14 protein-coding genes are annotated in these 18,105 nt (G+C 43.3%); 11 read left to right on the top strand and 3 right to left on the bottom strand.

What is annotated here, in order from left to right; genetic code table 11:
- Positions 1-318: 318 nt before the first annotated feature.
- The 9 genes from DZ860_RS08955 to DZ860_RS08915 all read left to right on the top strand — a co-directional run bounded on the left by DZ860_RS08955 (position 319) and on the right by DZ860_RS08915 (position 11,695).
- A complete protein-coding gene (locus tag DZ860_RS08955; protein ID WP_120030596.1) occupies positions 319-1,551 on the top strand; it encodes an NRAMP family divalent metal transporter in 1,233 nt (410 codons plus the stop codon).
- A gap of 900 nt (positions 1,552-2,451) precedes the next feature.
- The gene (locus DZ860_RS08950; RefSeq protein WP_120030692.1) at positions 2,452-4,083 is read left to right on the top strand and encodes an ABC transporter substrate-binding protein; all 1,632 of its coding nucleotides are present in this window, start codon (positions 2,452-2,454) and stop codon (positions 4,081-4,083) included.
- Positions 4,084-4,334: 251 nt separating this feature from the next.
- Positions 4,335-5,255, top strand: a complete 921-nt coding sequence (gene oppB, locus DZ860_RS08945) for an oligopeptide ABC transporter permease OppB (RefSeq protein ID WP_120030595.1) — start codon at positions 4,335-4,337, stop codon at positions 5,253-5,255.
- Between the two features lie 15 nt (positions 5,256-5,270).
- Positions 5,271-6,173, top strand: coding sequence for an oligopeptide ABC transporter permease OppC (oppC, locus tag DZ860_RS08940; RefSeq protein ID WP_120030594.1), 903 nt, complete (start codon positions 5,271-5,273; stop codon positions 6,171-6,173).
- 45 nt (positions 6,174-6,218) lie between these two features.
- Complete coding sequence (locus DZ860_RS08935; protein ID WP_120030593.1) at positions 6,219-7,190, top strand: ABC transporter ATP-binding protein; 972 nt, start codon at positions 6,219-6,221, stop codon at positions 7,188-7,190.
- Entirely contained in the window at positions 7,187-8,179 is a 993-nt protein-coding gene (gene oppF, locus DZ860_RS08930) for a murein tripeptide/oligopeptide ABC transporter ATP binding protein OppF (protein WP_165862875.1), read from the top strand. Before DZ860_RS08935 ends, oppF begins: the two co-directional genes overlap by 4 nt.
- A gap of 231 nt (positions 8,180-8,410) precedes the next feature.
- Positions 8,411-9,439 carry an ABC transporter substrate-binding protein gene (locus tag DZ860_RS08925; protein ID WP_120030591.1) on the top strand — a complete coding sequence of 343 codons (1,029 nt, stop codon included), beginning with the start codon at positions 8,411-8,413 and terminating at the stop codon, positions 9,437-9,439.
- Positions 9,439-10,482, top strand: coding sequence for a histone deacetylase family protein (locus DZ860_RS08920; protein ID WP_120030590.1), 1,044 nt, complete (start codon positions 9,439-9,441; stop codon positions 10,480-10,482). The genes DZ860_RS08925 and DZ860_RS08920 overlap by 1 nt, the downstream gene beginning before the upstream one ends.
- 262 nt (positions 10,483-10,744) lie before the next feature.
- Positions 10,745-11,695 (top strand): glutathione S-transferase family protein, encoded by a 951-nt coding sequence (locus DZ860_RS08915; protein WP_120030589.1) that lies wholly within the window; start codon positions 10,745-10,747, stop codon positions 11,693-11,695.
- Positions 11,696-11,758: 63 nt separating this feature from the next.
- Here the strand turns inward: DZ860_RS08915 and DZ860_RS08910 are convergent, their stop codons facing one another.
- Positions 11,759-12,355 (bottom strand): TetR/AcrR family transcriptional regulator, encoded by a 597-nt coding sequence (locus tag DZ860_RS08910; RefSeq protein ID WP_120030588.1) that lies wholly within the window; start codon positions 12,353-12,355, stop codon positions 11,759-11,761.
- Positions 12,356-12,574: 219 nt separating this feature from the next.
- On the opposite strand from DZ860_RS08910, the gene DZ860_RS08905 reads away from it, so the two are divergent.
- The gene (locus DZ860_RS08905) at positions 12,575-13,684 is read left to right on the top strand and encodes an efflux RND transporter periplasmic adaptor subunit (RefSeq protein WP_279386832.1); all 1,110 of its coding nucleotides are present in this window, start codon (positions 12,575-12,577) and stop codon (positions 13,682-13,684) included.
- Positions 13,685-16,729 (top strand): efflux RND transporter permease subunit, encoded by a 3,045-nt coding sequence (locus tag DZ860_RS08900; RefSeq protein WP_120030587.1) that lies wholly within the window; start codon positions 13,685-13,687, stop codon positions 16,727-16,729. It begins immediately after the preceding gene.
- Between the two features lie 97 nt (positions 16,730-16,826).
- Here the strand turns inward: DZ860_RS08900 and DZ860_RS08895 are convergent, their stop codons facing one another.
- Entirely contained in the window at positions 16,827-17,393 is a 567-nt protein-coding gene (locus DZ860_RS08895; protein ID WP_120030586.1) for a 4Fe-4S dicluster domain-containing protein, read from the bottom strand.
- A 14-nt stretch (positions 17,394-17,407) separates the two neighbouring features.
- A complete protein-coding gene (locus DZ860_RS08890; RefSeq protein ID WP_120030585.1) occupies positions 17,408-17,989 on the bottom strand; it encodes a molecular chaperone TorD family protein in 582 nt (193 codons plus the stop codon).
- Between the last annotated feature and the right edge of the window lie 116 nt (positions 17,990-18,105).

Raw genomic sequence — 18,105 nt, 5'->3', positions numbered from 1 at the left:
AAACTCTGGGTGAGGTTGAGTCGGCTTAATTGTCATTGGCTTGGTTCAAGAACGAAATTACGCCCCATTAAACCTCTGCAATGGTATTTTCAGCCCACATAATTACAATATTTGCTATTGCGAAAATTATTAGTTGACAGCATGCGGATAACTCATTAATATCCGCGCCCAGTAAGCAGGTGTAGACGGCACTGTGTTTATTTAGATGTTGTTTTTAAAAGAATTTTTCAACCGTCTTCTCGCATAAGTTCAGCTGATCTTGGTCAGTTGTCTTTCTATTTTTCTAATAATAGAGAGACAACAAAATTGGGATTCGGCATGACCACACAAACTTCTACCGTAGCAACTCCTGCAGCGGCGCAGCCAACAACTTGGCAAACGAAAGCAATCTTAAGCGTAGCGTTCTTAATGGCAACCACTTCGGTTGGCCCAGGCTTTCTTACTCAAACAGCCGTATTTACCAATATCTACAAAATTGACATGGCGTTCCCTGTTTTCGCATCGATGTTTATTACTTTCGGTATTGTAATGAACCTTTGGCGCATCGTTGGTGTGTCTGGCCTACGTATTCAAGACATTGCTAACAAAGTCGCACCAGGCATGGGTTACGCTGTTGGTATTCTTTTAGCTTTGGGTGCCGTGGCATTTAATTTCGGTAACGTAAGCGGTGCAGCCTTAGGTATTAATGTACTTACTGGTGTTGACACAACGTGGGGCGCACTGTTCACTGGTGTAGTGGGGTGTTTACTGTTTGTTGTGCACAACGCATCGAAGCGTATGGACCAAATGGCTCGTTACCTTGGTTTGTTCATGATTATCTTGATTGCATACGTAGCCATGACAAGTTTACCGCCAATGGGTGAAACGTTAACTGCGGCCGTAATCCCAAATGATATCGGTAACTTATTGCTACCGACTCTGACTATCGTTGGTGGCGCTGTGGGTGGTTACTATACGGGTGCACAACGTCTAGTTGATATTGGCTTACAAGGTAAGGAAAACGTTGGTGCAATTAAAACCGCTGCATGGGCAGGTATTTCAATCGCGGTTGTGATTCGTATTCTACTGTTCATGGCTGTGTTTGGTGTGATTGCAACCGGTGCTGTTCTTGATAATTCAAACCCTGCGGCAGATGCATTCCGTCAAGGCGCTGGTGATATCGGTTACTTCATATTTGGTTTAGTGCTGTTCGTTGCTTCGATTACTTCAGTCGTTGGTAACTCGTACATGGCGATTTCACTAATCAAAACACTATTCCCAGTGGTTGCTCGTAACGAAAAAGCATGGTGTGTTGGCTTTATTATCATCACGAGCCTTGGCACTGTAACTATGAATATGCCAATTTTACTACTGATGCTGGCAGGTTTGGTGAATAGTATTATCCTACCAATCGTTTTAGGTATCGTACTTGCTGCCACACGTCGTAAAGACATTGTTGGTGACTATAAGCACCCTGTGTACTTAACTGTAGTCGGTGCTCTTATTGTGATGGTTATGGCGGCGGCAAGCGCAAGCAATATTAGCAACTTTGTTAGCAAGTTTATTGGCTAATGACACCAGTCTTTAATCGCAAACGGTCCTTATTTAAGGGCCGTTTTTGTATTGGTCTACCCACTCGGTAACGCTACTTGTCAATGAGAGAGAAATTTAGCCCTCATGTAGCTAGCTCCTCATTTATTCCTCTTACGATTTACCTCGTTCAACATGATGCTAAATGGCATTACTTCTGATTATTTTACCTCTAACTATTCTGTATAGCGTCGTGCCAAGTATTCTCCCTATTTATCTCATCCACTCACATGACATTGCCATCTTTTTAATGTGTAAGTTTGGTCGTGCTTTGTGATTTTTTGAATTTAGCCTGCAAATTTATGGTTGGTTTTTCATCAAAACAATGCATTTGTTCGATTATTAATATGCCATCCGGAATAATCGACTGGCTAGAATTTCTGCGAAATGGGTAAATAAATGTCAATTGGATAAAATGTCGCCATTTTTTGCATATTTAGATGTTTATAAACCAACAACTAGGAGGTGATATGTTTCACAAAATCACAAAGCATGACAATCAATTCTGTTAAATGTTAGTGAATCGGCGTGTTTGTCGTTAAATTTATTGCACAATACGCAAGATAAGATGCTGCAAAAATGTATCTTATTAGATAAATTGGCACTTTACACTACAACAAATCATGAGGTTATTCATTAATTCTGCCTTTTTACATTAATGAAGCATTTATTACCGTAATGTTGATGTAATCAGGGAATTATATGATTTTTTGCTACATTTTTATGGCAAATTACTTCAATGATTGATAATGTGTGCCGCAATCTTTGTAAGGTTTTAGATTATTATGCTTAATTTTTGAGCTAAGAATGTCTAAATCACTTCCGTTCGAGTGGGCCTTCAAAGAAGTCATGGATGCAAATGAAAAACTTGGAGTTTTACACATGTATAAGAATAAAATCACTCAAGCCCTTCTTCTAGGTGCTGGTCTAGCAGTGGCCGCAACTTCTACCGCAACACTTGCTGCAGAGGTTCCAGCAGGAACTCAATTAGCAGAAGTACAAGAACTTGTTCGTGGTAACGGTACTGAAGTAGCAACAATCGACCCTCATAAATCTCAAGGTGTTCCTGAATCGCACGTTATCGCTGACCTACTTGAAGGTTTAGTGAGCCAAGATGCTGACGGTAACATCATTCCAGCAGTTGCTGAGAGTTGGGAAACGACAGACAACAGAACCTACACTTTCCACTTGCGTAAAGACGCAAAATGGTCAAACGGCGACCCTGTAACGGCAGCTGACTTTGTGTTCAGTTTCCAACGTTCAGTTGATCCTGCGACAGCGTCTCCATACTCTTGGTACATGGAATACACCAAGATGAAGAACGCTAAAGCGATCATTGCTGGTGAAGCAGATAAGAGCACACTAGGCGTTAAAGCGCTTGATGATCATACTCTTGTTGTTGAACTGGATGCAGCTGTTCCTTACTTCGTAATGATGATGGGCCACACCACAACAAAACCTGTTCATAAAGCAACGGTTGAGAAGTTTGGTGACCAATGGACTAAGCCAGAAAACTTTGTGGGTAACGGTGCATTCGTTGTCGACAAATGGGTTGTGAATGAGCGTCTTGTTCTTAAACGTAACGAGCAATATTGGGACAATGACAAAACTGTCCTAAATAAAGTGACTTTCCTTCCGATTGAAAACCAAGTTGCGGAAATGAACCGTTTCCTATCTGGTGAAATCGATTTTACGAACGAATTGCCAGTTGAGCACTTCAAACGTCTGAAGAAAGAACACCCAGAATCATTGTCAGTAGTGGGCAACCTATGTACTTACTACTACATCTTTAACACCAAACAAAAGCCGTTTGATGATGTTCGTGTGCGCCAAGCTGTTTCTTACGCTATCGACCGTAACATCGTGACTGACGCTATCTTAGCGCAAGGTCAAAAACCAGCTTACTTCCTAACACCTGAGATCACGGCTGGTTTTGAACCAGAAATGCCAATGTATGGCCAAATGACTCAGAAAGAGCGTAATGCAGAAGCAGAACGTCTGTTAGCAGAAGCGGGTTACGGTAAAGACAACCCACTGAAGTTTAGCCTTCTATACAACACATCAGAAAACCATAAGAAAATTGCGGTTGCACTGGGTTCAATGTGGAAGAAGACCTTGGGTCTAGATGTAACACTAGAAAACCAAGAGTGGAAGACTTACCTATCAACTAAAGATTCAGGTAACTTTGAAGTGGCACGTGCCGGTTGGTGTGGTGACTACAACGAAGCATCTTCATTCCTAACGCTAATGAAGAGTGGCAACACAACGGGTGGTATCCACTACGATAGCCAAGCCTATGATGCGCTAATGGAAAAAGCGATCAACTCAACATCTGAAGAAGAGCGTACTGCGCTGTATCGTGATGCTGAGAAGCTAATGGCGAAAGATATGCCTATCGCGCCTATCTATCAGTACGTGAAGTCGCGTCTACTATCTCCTCAAGTTGGTGGTTTCCCAGCAAACAACCCAGAAGAGAAAATCTACTCGAAAGATCTATACATCAAAGCTCAATAAATTGAGTTTATAGAACTATAAAAATAGGGGCTCTACAGACAATGAATGTGTGTAGCGCCTCCTCACTCTGGATTGATCGTGGTGTATTCCACGGAGTGAAAAAATGGCTTATCTCATGGATGAAGTTGCCGTAGCTAGTTTCTCTAATTACCTCGTATTTCTCCATTTTAAGATCATTAAACTCACCGTATAACGGTGTCATTCAGAGTGCTTTTTTCATTTTAATTGTCACAGACTGAAAGAGTGAGTTTATGCTTAAATTCATCGCGAAAAGGATCTTTGAAGCAATTCCAACTATGTTGGTATTGATCACTGTATCTTTCTTTCTCATGCGCTTCGCACCGGGTAACCCGTTTTCAAGCGAGCGTCCATTACCACCAGAAGTAATGGCAAATATCGAAGCTAAATATGGCTTAGATAAGCCAGTATTTGAACAATACACCACTTATTTATTTAATGTAATTCAAGGGGACTTTGGCCCATCATTCAAATACTTAGACTATACAGTAAATGAACTGATTTCGGTGGCTTTACCTGTTTCTGCAAAAGTTGGTTTTATTGCTTTCATCTTTACCGTCATTTTGGGGGTAGCGGTCGGAACCATTGCGGCATTGAAACAAAATACTTGGGTGGACTACACCATTATGTCCACGGCAATGCTCGGAGTAGTAATGCCATCGTTCGTATTGGCACCGGCACTTATCTATTTGTTCTCCTTGCATTGGAATATTTTCCCCGCAGGTGGTTGGCATGATGGTTCATTCTCATACATCGTATTGCCGGTTATCGCCATGTCATTGCTCTACGTCGCGACTTTCGCGCGTATTACACGTGGTTCGATGATTGAAACGTTGAACAGTAACTTTATCCGCACCGCTCGTGCAAAAGGGCTAAGTTACCGTTACATCGTACTTAAGCATGCATTAAAACCTGCACTGCTTCCTGTTGTCTCTTATATGGGCCCAGCTTTTGTCGGCATCATCACCGGTTCGGTTGTGGTGGAAACAATCTTTGGTTTGCCGGGGATAGGTAAGTTGTTCGTGAACGCTGCCTTTAACCGTGACTATTCGCTAGTAATGGGGGTGACCATCCTAATTGGTTTCCTATTCATTCTATTCAACGCCATCGTTGATATTTTACTAGCAATGATTGACCCGAAAATTCGCTACTAGCAGGGACGTATGGTTATGTTGACGAAAAAAGAAAATCTAGAAGCGATCGAAAAGTTCTCTGAGAACTTAGAAATTGAAGGTCGCAGCCTTTGGCAAGATGCTCGTATCCGTTTTATGCGTAATAAAGCTGCGATGGTGAGCTTATTTATTTTGGTGTTGATGACGCTGGCCGTCATTATTTTGCCAATGCTTGCTCCTTATACATTTGATGATACCGATTGGTATGCAATGCACGTTGGTCCAAGTGCAGAACATTGGTTTGGTACTGATAGCTTAGGACGTGACCTTTACGTTCGTACCTTAGTTGGTGGACGAATCTCGCTGATGGTCGGCGTCATGGGGGCATTTGTTGCGGTATTGATTGGTACGCTTTACGGCGCCGCTTCAGGCTTTATTGGCGGTAAAGTAGACCGTATTATGATGCGTATTTTGGAAATCTTATACGCAGTACCATTTATGTTCCTTGTGATTGTATTGGTGACATTTTTTGGTCGTAATATCATTTTGATCTTTGTCGCGATTGGTGCAATAGCGTGGTTGGATATGGCGCGTATTGTTCGTGGTCAGACACTCAGTCTTCGCAGCAAAGAGTTCATTGAAGCGGCACATGTGAGTGGCGTGAGTAACTGGAAAATCATTACTCGCCATATCGTGCCTAACGTATTGGGTATTGTTGCGGTTTATTCAACGCTGCTTATCCCAAGCATGATTCTGACAGAATCGTTCTTATCATTCCTTGGTCTTGGTGTTCAAGAACCAATGACAAGTTGGGGTGCGCTACTACAAGAAGGTGCACAAACAATGGAATTGGCTATTTGGCAGTTGGCATTCCCTGCTGCATTTATGGTCATCACTCTATTTTGTTTCAACTATGTCGGCGATGGCCTGCGCGATGCGCTGGATCCTAAAGACAGATAGTCAATCGCTATTAAATATAAGAATCAAAAGATTAAGGAAGCAACGATGAGTCTATTAGATGTCAAAGATCTGCGCGTTGAATTTACCACTCAAGACGGTATCGTAACGGCAGTAAATGACTTGAACTTCTCACTAAACCAAGGTGAAACCTTAGGTATCGTAGGTGAGTCTGGTTCGGGTAAATCACAAACGGTTTTCGCTATCATGGGTTTGTTAGCGAAAAACGGTATTATTTCTGGCAGTGCAAAATTTGAGGGTAATGAAATCCTTAATTTGCCAGAAAAAGCACTGAACAAAGTTCGTGCAGAGCAAATTGCGATGATCTTCCAAGACCCAATGACCTCACTGAACCCATATATGAAAGTGAGCGATCAGTTAATGGAAGTACTGATGCTGCATAAGGGCATGGGTAAAGCAGAAGCCTTTGAAGAATCGGTTCGCATGCTTGAAGCGGTGAAGATTCCTGAAGCGCGTAAACGTATCACTATGTACCCGCACGAGTTTTCTGGCGGTATGCGTCAACGTGTCATGATTGCGATGGCTCTATTGTGTCGTCCTAAATTGCTGATTGCCGATGAGCCAACTACGGCTCTTGATGTAACCGTTCAAGCGCAAATCATGGAGCTGCTTAACGAGCTAAAAAGTGAATTCAACACAGCGATCATTATGATCACTCACGATCTAGGTGTTGTCGCTGGTTCATGTGACAAAGTACTTGTGATGTACGCTGGTCGTACTATGGAGTACGGCACTGTGGATGAGATTTTCTATAATCCGACTCATCCTTATGCGGAAGGATTGCTTCGAGCTATTCCACGTTTAGATACGGAAGGTGAAGTTCTACCAACCATTCCTGGTAACCCACCAAACTTACTTCGTTTGCCTCCTGGCTGCCCTTATCAAGAGCGTTGCCATCGTGGTATTGCACGTTGTAAGAGTGAAGCACCGATCCTATTGCCATTTGGCGATGGCCGTCAGCGTGCATGTTTTTCTGATTGGGAGGCTTGGGAAAGATGAGTTCGAATAAATCACTATTGCTCGATGTTAAAAATTTAAAAGTCCATTTTAGTATTGCTTCTAAGTCGGCTTGGCCATGGAGCCAGCCATCAAACTTAAAAGCCGTTGATGGGGTTAATGTTCGTTTATATGAAGGCGAGACATTAGGCGTTGTTGGCGAATCTGGTTGCGGAAAATCAACATTTGCTCGCGCTATCATCGGTCTTGTAGAAGCTACTGAGGGTGAAGTTGTGTGGCTTGGTCAAGATTTAACCAAGATGCGCAGTGTTCAACGTCGAGAAACACGCAAAGAAATTCAAATGATTTTCCAAGATCCTTTGGCTTCTTTGAACCCGCGTATGGCCGTGGGAGCGATCATCGCAGAACCTTTAGAAACGTTCTATCCAGAGCTTTCTAAAGATGAAGTGAAAGAGCGTGTTAAAGAGATGATGACGAAAGTTGGCTTGCTGCCTAACGTGATCAACCGTTACCCGCATGAGTTTTCTGGTGGTCAGTGTCAGCGTATTGGTATCGCACGTGCTTTGATTTTAAAACCTAAGATGATCATCTGTGATGAACCAGTGTCAGCTTTGGATGTATCCATTCAAGCTCAGGTTGTAAACCTATTGAAAGAGCTTCAAAAAGAGCTGGGTCTTTCTTTAGTCTTTATCGCACACGACTTATCAGTGGTTAAGCACATTTCTGACCGAGTACTGGTTATGTACTTAGGTAATGCGGTAGAGCTAGGTGAGTCAGATGCACTCTTTGCAGATCCTAAACATCCATATACACGTGCGTTGATGTCAGCAGTACCGATTCCCGATCCTAAATTGGAACGTGAAAAAGTCATTCAAATGCTGGAGGGGGATTTGCCATCGCCAATCAACCCGCCATCTGGTTGTGTATTTCGTACTCGTTGTCCTCAAGCTACGGACATTTGTGCGCAAACCAAACCGACCATTCAAGGCACAGATGTTCATGCTGTATCTTGCTTGAATGTGAGCGTATAAACTATTCAGCCTGTGACAGGCTTAAGCGTGATCCTTTCGTGGGGTCACGCTTTTTTTGTTATCATTTGGTGAGAAATAAAGAATATTTTCATAGGAAATAGGGTGGTTTTAAATAAAAACATGCGCTGGGTCACTAAATTGAACGGCGTACGCTTGCTTTGAGTATTCGACTACTATTTAATTTGCGCGCGCAATATCGCGTCCTAACACATTGATAGTATGTTAACGTAAATGAATAAAACACTTGTTGCTTCAGCCTTAATCGGCCTCCTGTCATCTTCCCCTGTCTGGGCTTCTACTACTCTAAATATTTATAACTGGTCTGAATATCTTCCGCAGTCATTGATTGAAGAGTTCACTAAAGAAACCGGAATTAAAGTCAACTACGCTACGTTCGAAAGTAACGAAACCATGTACGCTAAGATGAAGCTTATCGATGGTGAAGGTTATGATATCGTTGTCCCATCAACGTACTATGTGGCAAAACTTGCTAGTGATGGTCTATTACATCCACTTGATAAGTCAAAAATTGACTCTTTTGCACAGCTAGACACCTCGATTTTAAATCAAAGCTTTGACCCAAATAATACATATTCTCTTCCGTATATGTGGGGCAGTACTGCAATTGGTTATAACTCTGAGGTGATTGATGGCAGCAAGCTAACTGGTTGGGCTGATCTGTGGAACAGCGAGTATGCGGGCCAGTTGCTACTGACTGATGACGTACGTGATGTGATGGGTATGGCTCTGATCCTTGGTGGTCACAGTGTTAATACTCAAGATCCGGCTGAACTGAAACAAGCGTATGAACGATTAACATTGCTAAAACCAAATGTAACTGTCTTCAATTCTGATGCGCCTCATGTGCCGCTTATTACCGGTGAAGTGAATGTTGGCATGCAGTGGAATGGTACAGCTTACCGAGCACAACAAGAAAACCCAGCTATTCGCTTTGTTTACCCGCAAGAGGGGGCGATTTTCTGGATGGATAATATCGTTATTCCAGAAAAAGCGCAGAATAAAGAGGCGGCATACGCGTTCATTAACTTCTTGTTGGAACCTGAAAATCAGGCAACAGTGGTAAAAGAAATTGGTTATGCAGTGCCTAACTTACAAGCACTCGATCACCTGCCATCTGAGATCCGCAACAGTGAAATTATTTTCCCGTCAGCGGAAGTGAAGCAAAAAGGTCAGTTCTTAGGTAGCGTTGGTGGTGCAGTTGGCCTATATGAGCGTTACTGGATGGAGCTGAAAAAATAATGAAAGTTATTTACAGTGAAAAACAGCGTTTGCACCGTGTGAAATATGAATTTCTTTCTGGTGAACCAACGCCTTGTTTTGAAAAGCCGGAACGTGCGGATATGGTATTAAATGCCATTCATCAACACGGTGGCTTTACCGTAAATGAACCGAAAAGTTACGGCACTGATCCTATGCGTTGGGTTCATACTCCTGATTACGTAGAGTTTCTTCAATCGGCTTGGTCTGAATGGGAAGCGCGTTTCGGTAGTGAGCATGATGCATCACCGTATTGCTTTATTAGCCCTCGTCATCTTCGCCATCGTATCCCTAAAGATATTGAAGGTAAGCTAGGTTATTACAGCTTTGATATGACTGCCGCCATTACGAAAACCAGTTGGGAAGCGATTCAATCTGCGACTGATTGTGCGCTAACGGGTGCTGAGTTACTAATCAATGGTGAGCAAGCCGCATTTGCTCTGTGTCGTCCACCAGGTCATCACGCCGCACCGGATTTGATGGGTGGTTATTGTTATATTAATAACGCCGCAATCGCAGCAGAATCTCTTCGCCGTCAAGGAAAAGAGAAAGTGGCCATTTTGGATCTTGATTATCACCATGGTAATGGTACTCAAAGTATTTTTTACCAGCGTGATGACGTTCTATTTGTCTCTATTCACGGTGACCCGGATTACGACTACCCACACTACATCGGTTTTGCTGATGAATTGGGTGAGGGAAAAGGAGAGGGGTTCAACCTTAACCTACCTTTGCCTCAGGGAACGACTGATTGGTCTTTATATGGACCTGCGCTTGAGACAGCTCTAGCTAAAATTAAAGAGTTTGGTGCGGATGCGTTAGTGATTTCGTTGGGTATGGATACTTACGAGCATGACCCAATCAGCTACTTTAAATTGAACCGTCAGGATTACTCTGAAATCGGGCGTCAATTGGGTGGTTTGAATCTACCGACACTGTTTGTATTCGAAGGCGGTTATGCTGTTGATGATCTTGGCTACAATACCGTTGCGGTACTTGATGGCTATATGAATCCGAATACGTAATTTTCAACACCCATTAAATGACAAAGACTTCTGTTCATACATATGGATGGAAGTCTTTTTGTTAAACAAACTCCTCGCGTTCCACTCTCTATTACAATTCAGGTTTAGTCCTTAGTAAATTTTCTTTCGAAAATTCAGACTACTTAGTTATCCGGATTGGTATTATTTGAATATTTCGAACATCTTGAGCAACTTCTTTGCCTTAACTGAATGAGCTAAGCACTTATACTGAATAGACTTCGGAATAAGTTGTGAGGCAGTCATGGGGCAGTTAGTTAAAGGTGTTTGGCACGATGTATGGTACGAAACGAAGTCGACAGGCGGACAATTCGTTCGTGAAGATTCGGGGTTTCGTGATTGGATTAGCCGTGATTCTGACGCAAAATTTCAGCCAGAATCCGGGCGTTATCATCTGTATGTTTCCCTTGCTTGCCCTTGGGCGCATCGCACACTGATTTTCCGCTCTCTCAAAGGTTTAGAACCACATATTGACGTGACAGTCGTTTGCCCGGATATGATGAGTGAGGGGTGGCAAATGGGGCTTCCAGAGCCTTTATTTGGTCATGTTCGTCTGTATCAAATTTACACTCAAGCTAAACCTGACTATACAGGCCGTGTCACCGTTCCTGTTCTATGGGATAAGAAAACTCAGACCATTGTTAGTAATGAGTCAGCAGAAATTATTCGTATGTTTAACTCTGAGTTCAATCAGTTAACCGGTAATAATGAGGATTACTATCCTAGTGCTTATCGTAATGCGATTGATGAATGGAATGCGTTTATCTATCCCAATGTAAATAATGGGGTTTACCGCTGCGGTTTTGCGACCACCCAAGAGGCATACGACCAAGCATATGACCATTTATTCTCAGCGTTAGATAAGATTGATGATTACCTTGCAACACATCGCTATTTAGCAGGGCACCGTATTACCGAGGCTGATTGGCGTTTGTTTACGACATTGATTCGCTTTGATGCTGTCTATGTCGGTCATTTCAAATGCAATAAAAAACGTATTGCGGATTACCCACATATTCAAGGGTATATGAAAGAGCTTTATCAAGTCGATGGCATTAAAGAGACCACAGATTTTTATCATATCAAACGTCATTACTACTATAGCCATACTGGTATCAACCCGACTCAAATTGTGCCGAAAGGACCGCAACTTGACCTCGACTCCCCTCATTATCGTGATAATGTTGGCGTTTAATTATGAACGAAATGTTCGGCCGCAAAGAACATTTTGCCCATCTTGGAAAATAGTTCGGTGGGATTAATCAGGTGCATAAGCCGTTAAAACAGTGGATACAATAGTGTCCACTTTTTGTGCTAAAAGATCTTGTTGAGGGAACTCGGCGATATCCAGAACTTGTGGCCAAAAAAGTAGCCCTTGAAATAGACTGATGTAAACATTAGTGACCGTCTGTACATCGGCCTTCTTCAATGCTCCATTTATGATGGCTTGTTCAAACCAGTGGCTAACTGCTCGTGTTTGGTATAGTCGTTGCGATAAGGATTTTGCCATTTCTGGTTGGCGGAAAAACTCCATCACTATGGTGCGAGAAAAAGAAATACCATAGATGTCATAGATAATATGAACTTCTTTTAAGGTGATATCTGTTAACTGCTGATGGAGTGATATCGCTGGATCAAATGGATAATGAATCTTGCGTTCAATCTCTTGTTGAACGATAGCCAATACCTCTTCAAATAGCTTCTCTTTGCTTTCAAAGTGGCGATATAGCGTACGTTTAGATACTTCTGCGGTGGTACTGACGTTGGTCATATTCGCCGCAGAAAATCCGTGTTGAATGAATTCTTGTTTTGCTGCTTCAATGATAGCGAGACGTTTTTGTTCTGATCGTGTCATGGGGGCTCCTTTTCCATATATTCCCGAGAAACGATATTCACAAATGTTGAACCACAGTCACTTGGGTTACTGATGGTAACAATTTATATCCTTATAGTAAACTTGTGAGTTTACTTCGTCTGATTGTTCCAATAGAATGCGAAAATAAACTCGCGAGTTTACTTTTTTAAAGGAGCTCATTGGGCGAGAGTGTGAATTACGGTCACGTCGGAGAAACTCGTGAATACAAAACAAATTCAAACAGCAAAAGTCCCTTTCAAAACTCACTTTCTTGCATTGGGTTTGGCCGTATCCGCAGCGCTGATAAGCGGCTGTGGTACAGAAGCGAAACCTGCGCAAGCTATTCCTGTTGTTAAACCAGCATTGACGGAAGTGATTACTGGTAGCTCAGCAGATCAACTAAGTTTTAATGGTGTGGTTCGCGCTGCAGAACGCGCAGATCTGTCATTTCATATTGGTGGTCGCTTAACCGAAATCTTCGTCAATGAAGGTGATCGCGTCGCACGCGGGCAGACGTTAGCGACGTTAGATAGCCGTGATGCAGAAATCAGCTTAGCGTCTGCTCAGTTAGAGCTTGATAATACCGAAGTGGAATATCAACGAGCTAAATCTATTTATGAAAAGAGTAAGGCGATTTCGAAGAGTGATTTAGACGATCTGACAACCCGTTATAACTTAGCGAAAAATCGCCGAGATGAGGCGCAGCGTCAACTCGACTACACCAAAATCATCGCACCTTTTGATGGTATTGTTGGGCGAAAATTGGTGGACAATCATGTCCAGATTCAAGCTAATGCCCCAGTGTTCACCTTGCATGATTTACAAGACCTAGAGGTTGTAATTCACATTCCAGATAGTGTGATGTTATCGAGCTTACGTAGTACATCTGCTTTTGCTGAAATTAGTGCGATTCCAAATCAAATGTTTGATTTAACTTTACGCACTTATGCTACTCAGGCTGATCCTGTCACGCAAACTTATGCGGTGGTATTAGGCTTTGACCATCTTAATGGCTATCGCGTCCTGCCGGGAATGACCGCAAAAGTGATTCCGAGCAAGCTTCAAAATGATTCATCATCGACACAGCGTATTGCTGTCCCTCTGACAGCGGTTGTACCTGATAACCAGGGACAACAATTTGTTTGGGTCGTTAATGGAGAAAACAGAGTCGAAAAACGTTTTGTTGATGTCGGCGCATTAAGTCGCGACCGCGTTGTCATTAAAGATCACTTAACTATTGGTGACCGCATTGTCATTGCGGGGGTGTCGAGTTTAAAAGAGGGAATGGAAATTCGCCCGATTGTTGATGGCACGAACGAGGAACGATAGATGAATATTGCTCGTTATACGATTGCTAAACGCACCAGTGTTTGGGTGTTGATTGCCCTTACATTGATCGGTGGTTATATCAGCTACCTCAAATTGGGCCGTTTTGAAGACCCTGAATTTGTCATCCGCCAAGCGGTCATTAACACCCCATATTCTGGTGCGACTGCGCAAGAAGTGTCAGATGAAGTGACGGATGTTATTGAGGGAGCAGTGCAAACGCTGCAAGAACTCAAAGAAGTAAAGTCCGTTTCAAAACAGGGTATGTCGGAAGTGACTGTCGAGATTGATCTCGAATTCGCCGGAAGTGCAGCAGAATTGCAGCAAGTGTGGGACAAGCTGAGACGAAAAATCAGTGATGTTCAACGCCAATTACCACCCGGTGCTGGTACATCCATTGTCAATGATGATTTCTCGGACGTGTACGCATTGTTTTTCGCCGTAACGGGCGAGGGGTTTACGGATAAACAGCTACAAGATTATGTTGATGGTCTGCGTCGTGACTTAGTTTTGGTTCCCGGCGTAGCAAAAACCATGACATTGGCTGAGCGCCAAGAAACGATTTTTGTTGAAATATCGAGTGAACGCCTCGCTAAATTTGGCGTATCAATGGAGCAAGTGTTCCAAGTATTACAAAAGCAAAATATTGTCACTGTCGCGGGCGCTGTTGAAACGGATGCGATGCGTATTCCAGTTATTCCTAGTTCAAATATTCGCTCTTTTGATGACCTGAAAAATTTGCAGGTCGGAGTGGGACAAGATAATACCGTGATGCGATTGGGTGACATTGCCAATGTCATTCGTGGTTATCAAGAACCTGCATCGATGCTGATGCGTTATAACGGTCAACGCGCGGTTGGTTTCGGTATCTCAAATGTTACTGGTGGTAACGTTGTGGATATGGGCGATGCAGTGAAAGCGCGTCTTGCTGAGCTTGAAGGGCAGCGGCCTTTAGGTATGGAGCTGCATACAATTTCGATGCAGTCCGACTCAGTGCGAGCATCAGTGACTAACTTTATTGATAATTTGATTGCTGCCGTAGCGATCGTGTTTATCGTCTTGTTGCTGTTTATGGGCGTACGCTCCGGCATCATTATCGGCTTCGTTTTACTGCTCACGGTGGCGGGTACGCTATGTATCATGCTCATCGAAGATATTGCGATGCAACGGATATCTCTTGGTGCGTTGATTATTGCACTCGGGATGCTGGTGGATAACGCCATCGTAGTGACTGATGGAATTCTAGTTCGTCTACAAACGACGCCCAATGATGACAAAGAAACCATTGTTTCTGATGTGGTTAACGCGACAAAATGGCCACTATTAGGCGGTACAGTTGTTGGTATTTGTGCGTTCAGTGCGATTGGTTTATCACCGTCAGACATGGGGGAATATGCAGGGTCATTATTTTGGGTGATCTTGTACTCGATGTTTTTAAGCTGGGTATTTGCGGTAACTGTGACTCCAATGCTCTGTTTTGATTTTCTGAAAGTCAAAGCGCAGCAAGGAGAAGTAAAACCGGGCCGTGTGATGACCATGTATAAAGGCATTCTTGCTTGGGTGTTAACTCATCGAATGGCGAGTCTTGCGATGCTGTTTGCTTTGCTAGCGGTTGCTGTTTATGGCTTGCGCTATGTGCCGCCTGGTTTTATGCCTGATTCTCAAAGGCCGCAGTTTGTTGTGGATGTGTACTTACCTCAAGGGTCGGACATTTCGCGTACTGAACGTATGGTTGCAAGCATTGAGCAAGATGTGAGCGCAAAAGAGGGCGTAACAAATATTGCCAGTTTTATTGGTGGTGGCGGTTTACGCTTTATGCTGACTTATTCCCCTGAAGCGCGCAATACCAGTTATGGCCAGTTGCTTATTGATGTGGATGATTATAAAAAAATTGCCCCGTTATTGGTTCAACTACAAGACGAGTTAGCGACTAAGTACCCAGATGCATCGATTAAAGTGTGGAAATTTATGCTGGGTCGTGGGGGTGGTAAAAAGATTGAGGCAGGTTTCAAAGGGCCAGACAGCCAAGTACTTCGCCAACTGGCCGAGCAAGCCAAAGCGATTATGTTGTCAGACCCTAATTTAATTGCGGTACAAGATGATTGGCGTCAGCAAGTACCCGTGCTACAACCTATTTATTCGGCAGAGAAAGCACAGCGTTTTGGCTTAACGACTTATGAAATTAACCAAGCGATTGCTCAGACGTTGTCTGGACGAAATGTTGGTGTTTATCGTGAGGGGGATGATTTGATCCCAATTGTGGTTCGTTCGCCAAAAAATGAGCGAGACCACCAACGTGCGGTTGAAAACACCGAAGTATATAGTGCTAAAGTGGGTGGTTTTATTCCGGTGAGTCAGTTGGTCGATTCCGTTGATGTGGTGTGGCAAGATGCTATTTTGCGTCGTATCGACCGTATGCCAACTATCTTGGTGCAAGCGGATCCTGCTCCGGGTGTAATGACATCCGACGCGTTCAATGATGTTCGCAGCAAAATTGATGCGATTGAGTTGCCTCCTGGTTATCAGTTGACTTGGTATGGTGAATACAAAGCCTCAAAAGATGCGAACGAGGGGCTCGTTATCTCTGCACCTTATGGCTTTGCTGCAATGATTTTGTCAGTTATTTTTATGTTTAACGCCATGCGCCAGCCATTGGTTATTTGGCTGACAGCGCCTTTGGCCGTAATCGGCGTCACTGTAGGTTTGATTATTTTCCAAACACCATTCGAGTTCATGGCGATCCTCGGCTTTTTAAGCCTAATTGGCATGATGGTTAAAAATGCCATTGTATTGGTGGATCAAGCGGATGTGGAAGTTGCGAATGGTAAGACCGCCTACAATGCCATTATTGATGCAGCAACGAGTCGTGCACGACCTGTGCTATTAGGTGCATTGACGACGATTCTTGGTGTGGCTCCTTTGTTGGTGGACCCATTCTTCAAGAGTATGGCCGTAACGATTATGTTTGGCTTGCTGTTTGCCACCATTTTGACTTTGGTGATTATTCCTCTGTTTTACGCGTTGTTTTTCCGGGTAAAAGTGAACTAATCGTCGCTTCATTGAGTTCAAATTAAATAAAAACCACCGTTCAGTTCTAGGCTGATAAGTACGGTGGTTTTTTTATGTCGCTAAATAAACTCGTTTGCTAATTGGCTTGGCGCATAACGATAGCGCCGCCATAACAACTTGATACACATTCACCACACCCATTGCAGTGTGGTGATAGTTTAGGAAGCTGTTTAGAAGCAATAGTAATCGCTTGCTGTGGGCAATCGTCGGCACACTCATCACAGTTGCCTGAGGAGCGGGCATTGCAGTTGTTTAAAAACTGAGGACGCCAGCCGGTATCTGTTTGAGAAAGGGAGGTTAGTGCCTGATGTTGGCAGTGGTTGATGCACTCAAGGCAAAAAGTGCAATGGTTAAAGGATAGATCCATTTCAGGGCCAGTAGGGGTCATAAATAGTATCTGTTGAGGACAAGACGTGACACAGTCACCGCACTGATTACATAGACGTTGAAAGACGCTTTCTTCAACCGCGCCTAAAGGGCGAATCGCATTTGGAGTCGTGATGTCATCAACCTCAATCGCGCCTTTAACCCCGCGACCTAATGCACGAAATAACCCACGTCGTTGGGTGTCGACATTGAAGTCACTATGGGCGCTTTCATGGTGAGGTGAGGGATGGCGGAGCGAGTCATGCTTCAGGCTCATTTTTTCACACTTTCCTAGTCAACTTTCCAGTAACAACGGCGAGCTTCCGCGTAAATACCAGCTTCTTCACAATACAAATTGAGCCAACCGAGAGTCAGAATCGAAAGTGCTTTATAAAAATCAGTGTCGGCACGCTTTTCCATAATCTCCAACATGAACGTCGCAAAGGGCATGAGATGTCTAGAGACCAATAGATTGGCATTGATGCGATCTTGTTTTTCGAGTAATACCGCCAGCATCATCAACATCAGTCCTATATGATCTTCCGGTTCTCGCATACCGGTATCGCAAGCAATGCCGAGTTCAGTAAGAAATGCGCGGTACTCAATGGTGGATGAACCAAATAGTGCATTTTCATGGTCGAGATACGCAGAGCCCCAAGGTGGACAAGGCATATCACCATTTCCTTGCAGTAACTGAAAGAAATCATTTTCAAGTTGTGATGACTCAGTTTCTAGCCCAAGCTGCGCAAGTTGAATCAGCAATTCGTCATTTTGTTGTGACAAACGGTTAAGAAGTTGAATTACGTTATGTGATGTAGGGGCATGGTAAAGCAGAGCGCCTAATAGGCGAAAAGCGGTGCTATCGTTTTGCATTATGAGAGTAGGCTCTTTTTTGGTGCAGCATAACGCTAGTATGCCAGTAAAGTTTTGAGTTTTATCAATAAAGTATTTTAATTATAAATTTATCATCATGCTAAATAATCCTACGG

Origin of the sequence: Vibrio sinensis, assembly GCF_003605645.1 — a bacterium.
In the GTDB taxonomy this organism is placed as follows: Bacteria; Pseudomonadota; Gammaproteobacteria; order Enterobacterales; family Vibrionaceae; genus Vibrio; species Vibrio sinensis.
This window is presented reverse-complemented; position numbering and strand designations above follow the sequence as displayed.

Bases quoted from the DNA above. Each gene is read 5' to 3' on its own strand.
- DZ860_RS08955 (WP_120030596.1), top strand. From the start codon at position 319: ATGACCACACAAACTTCTACCGTAGCAACTCCTGCAGCGGCGCAGCCA.
- DZ860_RS08950 (WP_120030692.1), top strand. From the start codon at position 2,452: ATGTATAAGAATAAAATCACTCAAGCCCTTCTTCTAGGTGCTGGTCTA.
- oppB (WP_120030595.1), top strand. From the start codon at position 4,335: ATGCTTAAATTCATCGCGAAAAGGATCTTTGAAGCAATTCCAACTATG.
- oppC (WP_120030594.1), top strand. From the start codon at position 5,271: ATGTTGACGAAAAAAGAAAATCTAGAAGCGATCGAAAAGTTCTCTGAG.
- DZ860_RS08935 (WP_120030593.1), top strand. From the start codon at position 6,219: ATGAGTCTATTAGATGTCAAAGATCTGCGCGTTGAATTTACCACTCAA.
- oppF (WP_165862875.1), top strand. From the start codon at position 7,187: ATGAGTTCGAATAAATCACTATTGCTCGATGTTAAAAATTTAAAAGTC.
- DZ860_RS08925 (WP_120030591.1), top strand. From the start codon at position 8,411: ATGAATAAAACACTTGTTGCTTCAGCCTTAATCGGCCTCCTGTCATCT.
- DZ860_RS08920 (WP_120030590.1), top strand. From the start codon at position 9,439: ATGAAAGTTATTTACAGTGAAAAACAGCGTTTGCACCGTGTGAAATAT.
- DZ860_RS08915 (WP_120030589.1), top strand. From the start codon at position 10,745: ATGGGGCAGTTAGTTAAAGGTGTTTGGCACGATGTATGGTACGAAACG.
- DZ860_RS08910 (WP_120030588.1), bottom strand. From the start codon at position 12,355: ATGACACGATCAGAACAAAAACGTCTCGCTATCATTGAAGCAGCAAAA.
- DZ860_RS08900 (WP_120030587.1), top strand. From the start codon at position 13,685: ATGAATATTGCTCGTTATACGATTGCTAAACGCACCAGTGTTTGGGTG.
- DZ860_RS08895 (WP_120030586.1), bottom strand. From the start codon at position 17,393: ATGAGCCTGAAGCATGACTCGCTCCGCCATCCCTCACCTCACCATGAA.
- DZ860_RS08890 (WP_120030585.1), bottom strand. From the start codon at position 17,989: ATGCAAAACGATAGCACCGCTTTTCGCCTATTAGGCGCTCTGCTTTAC.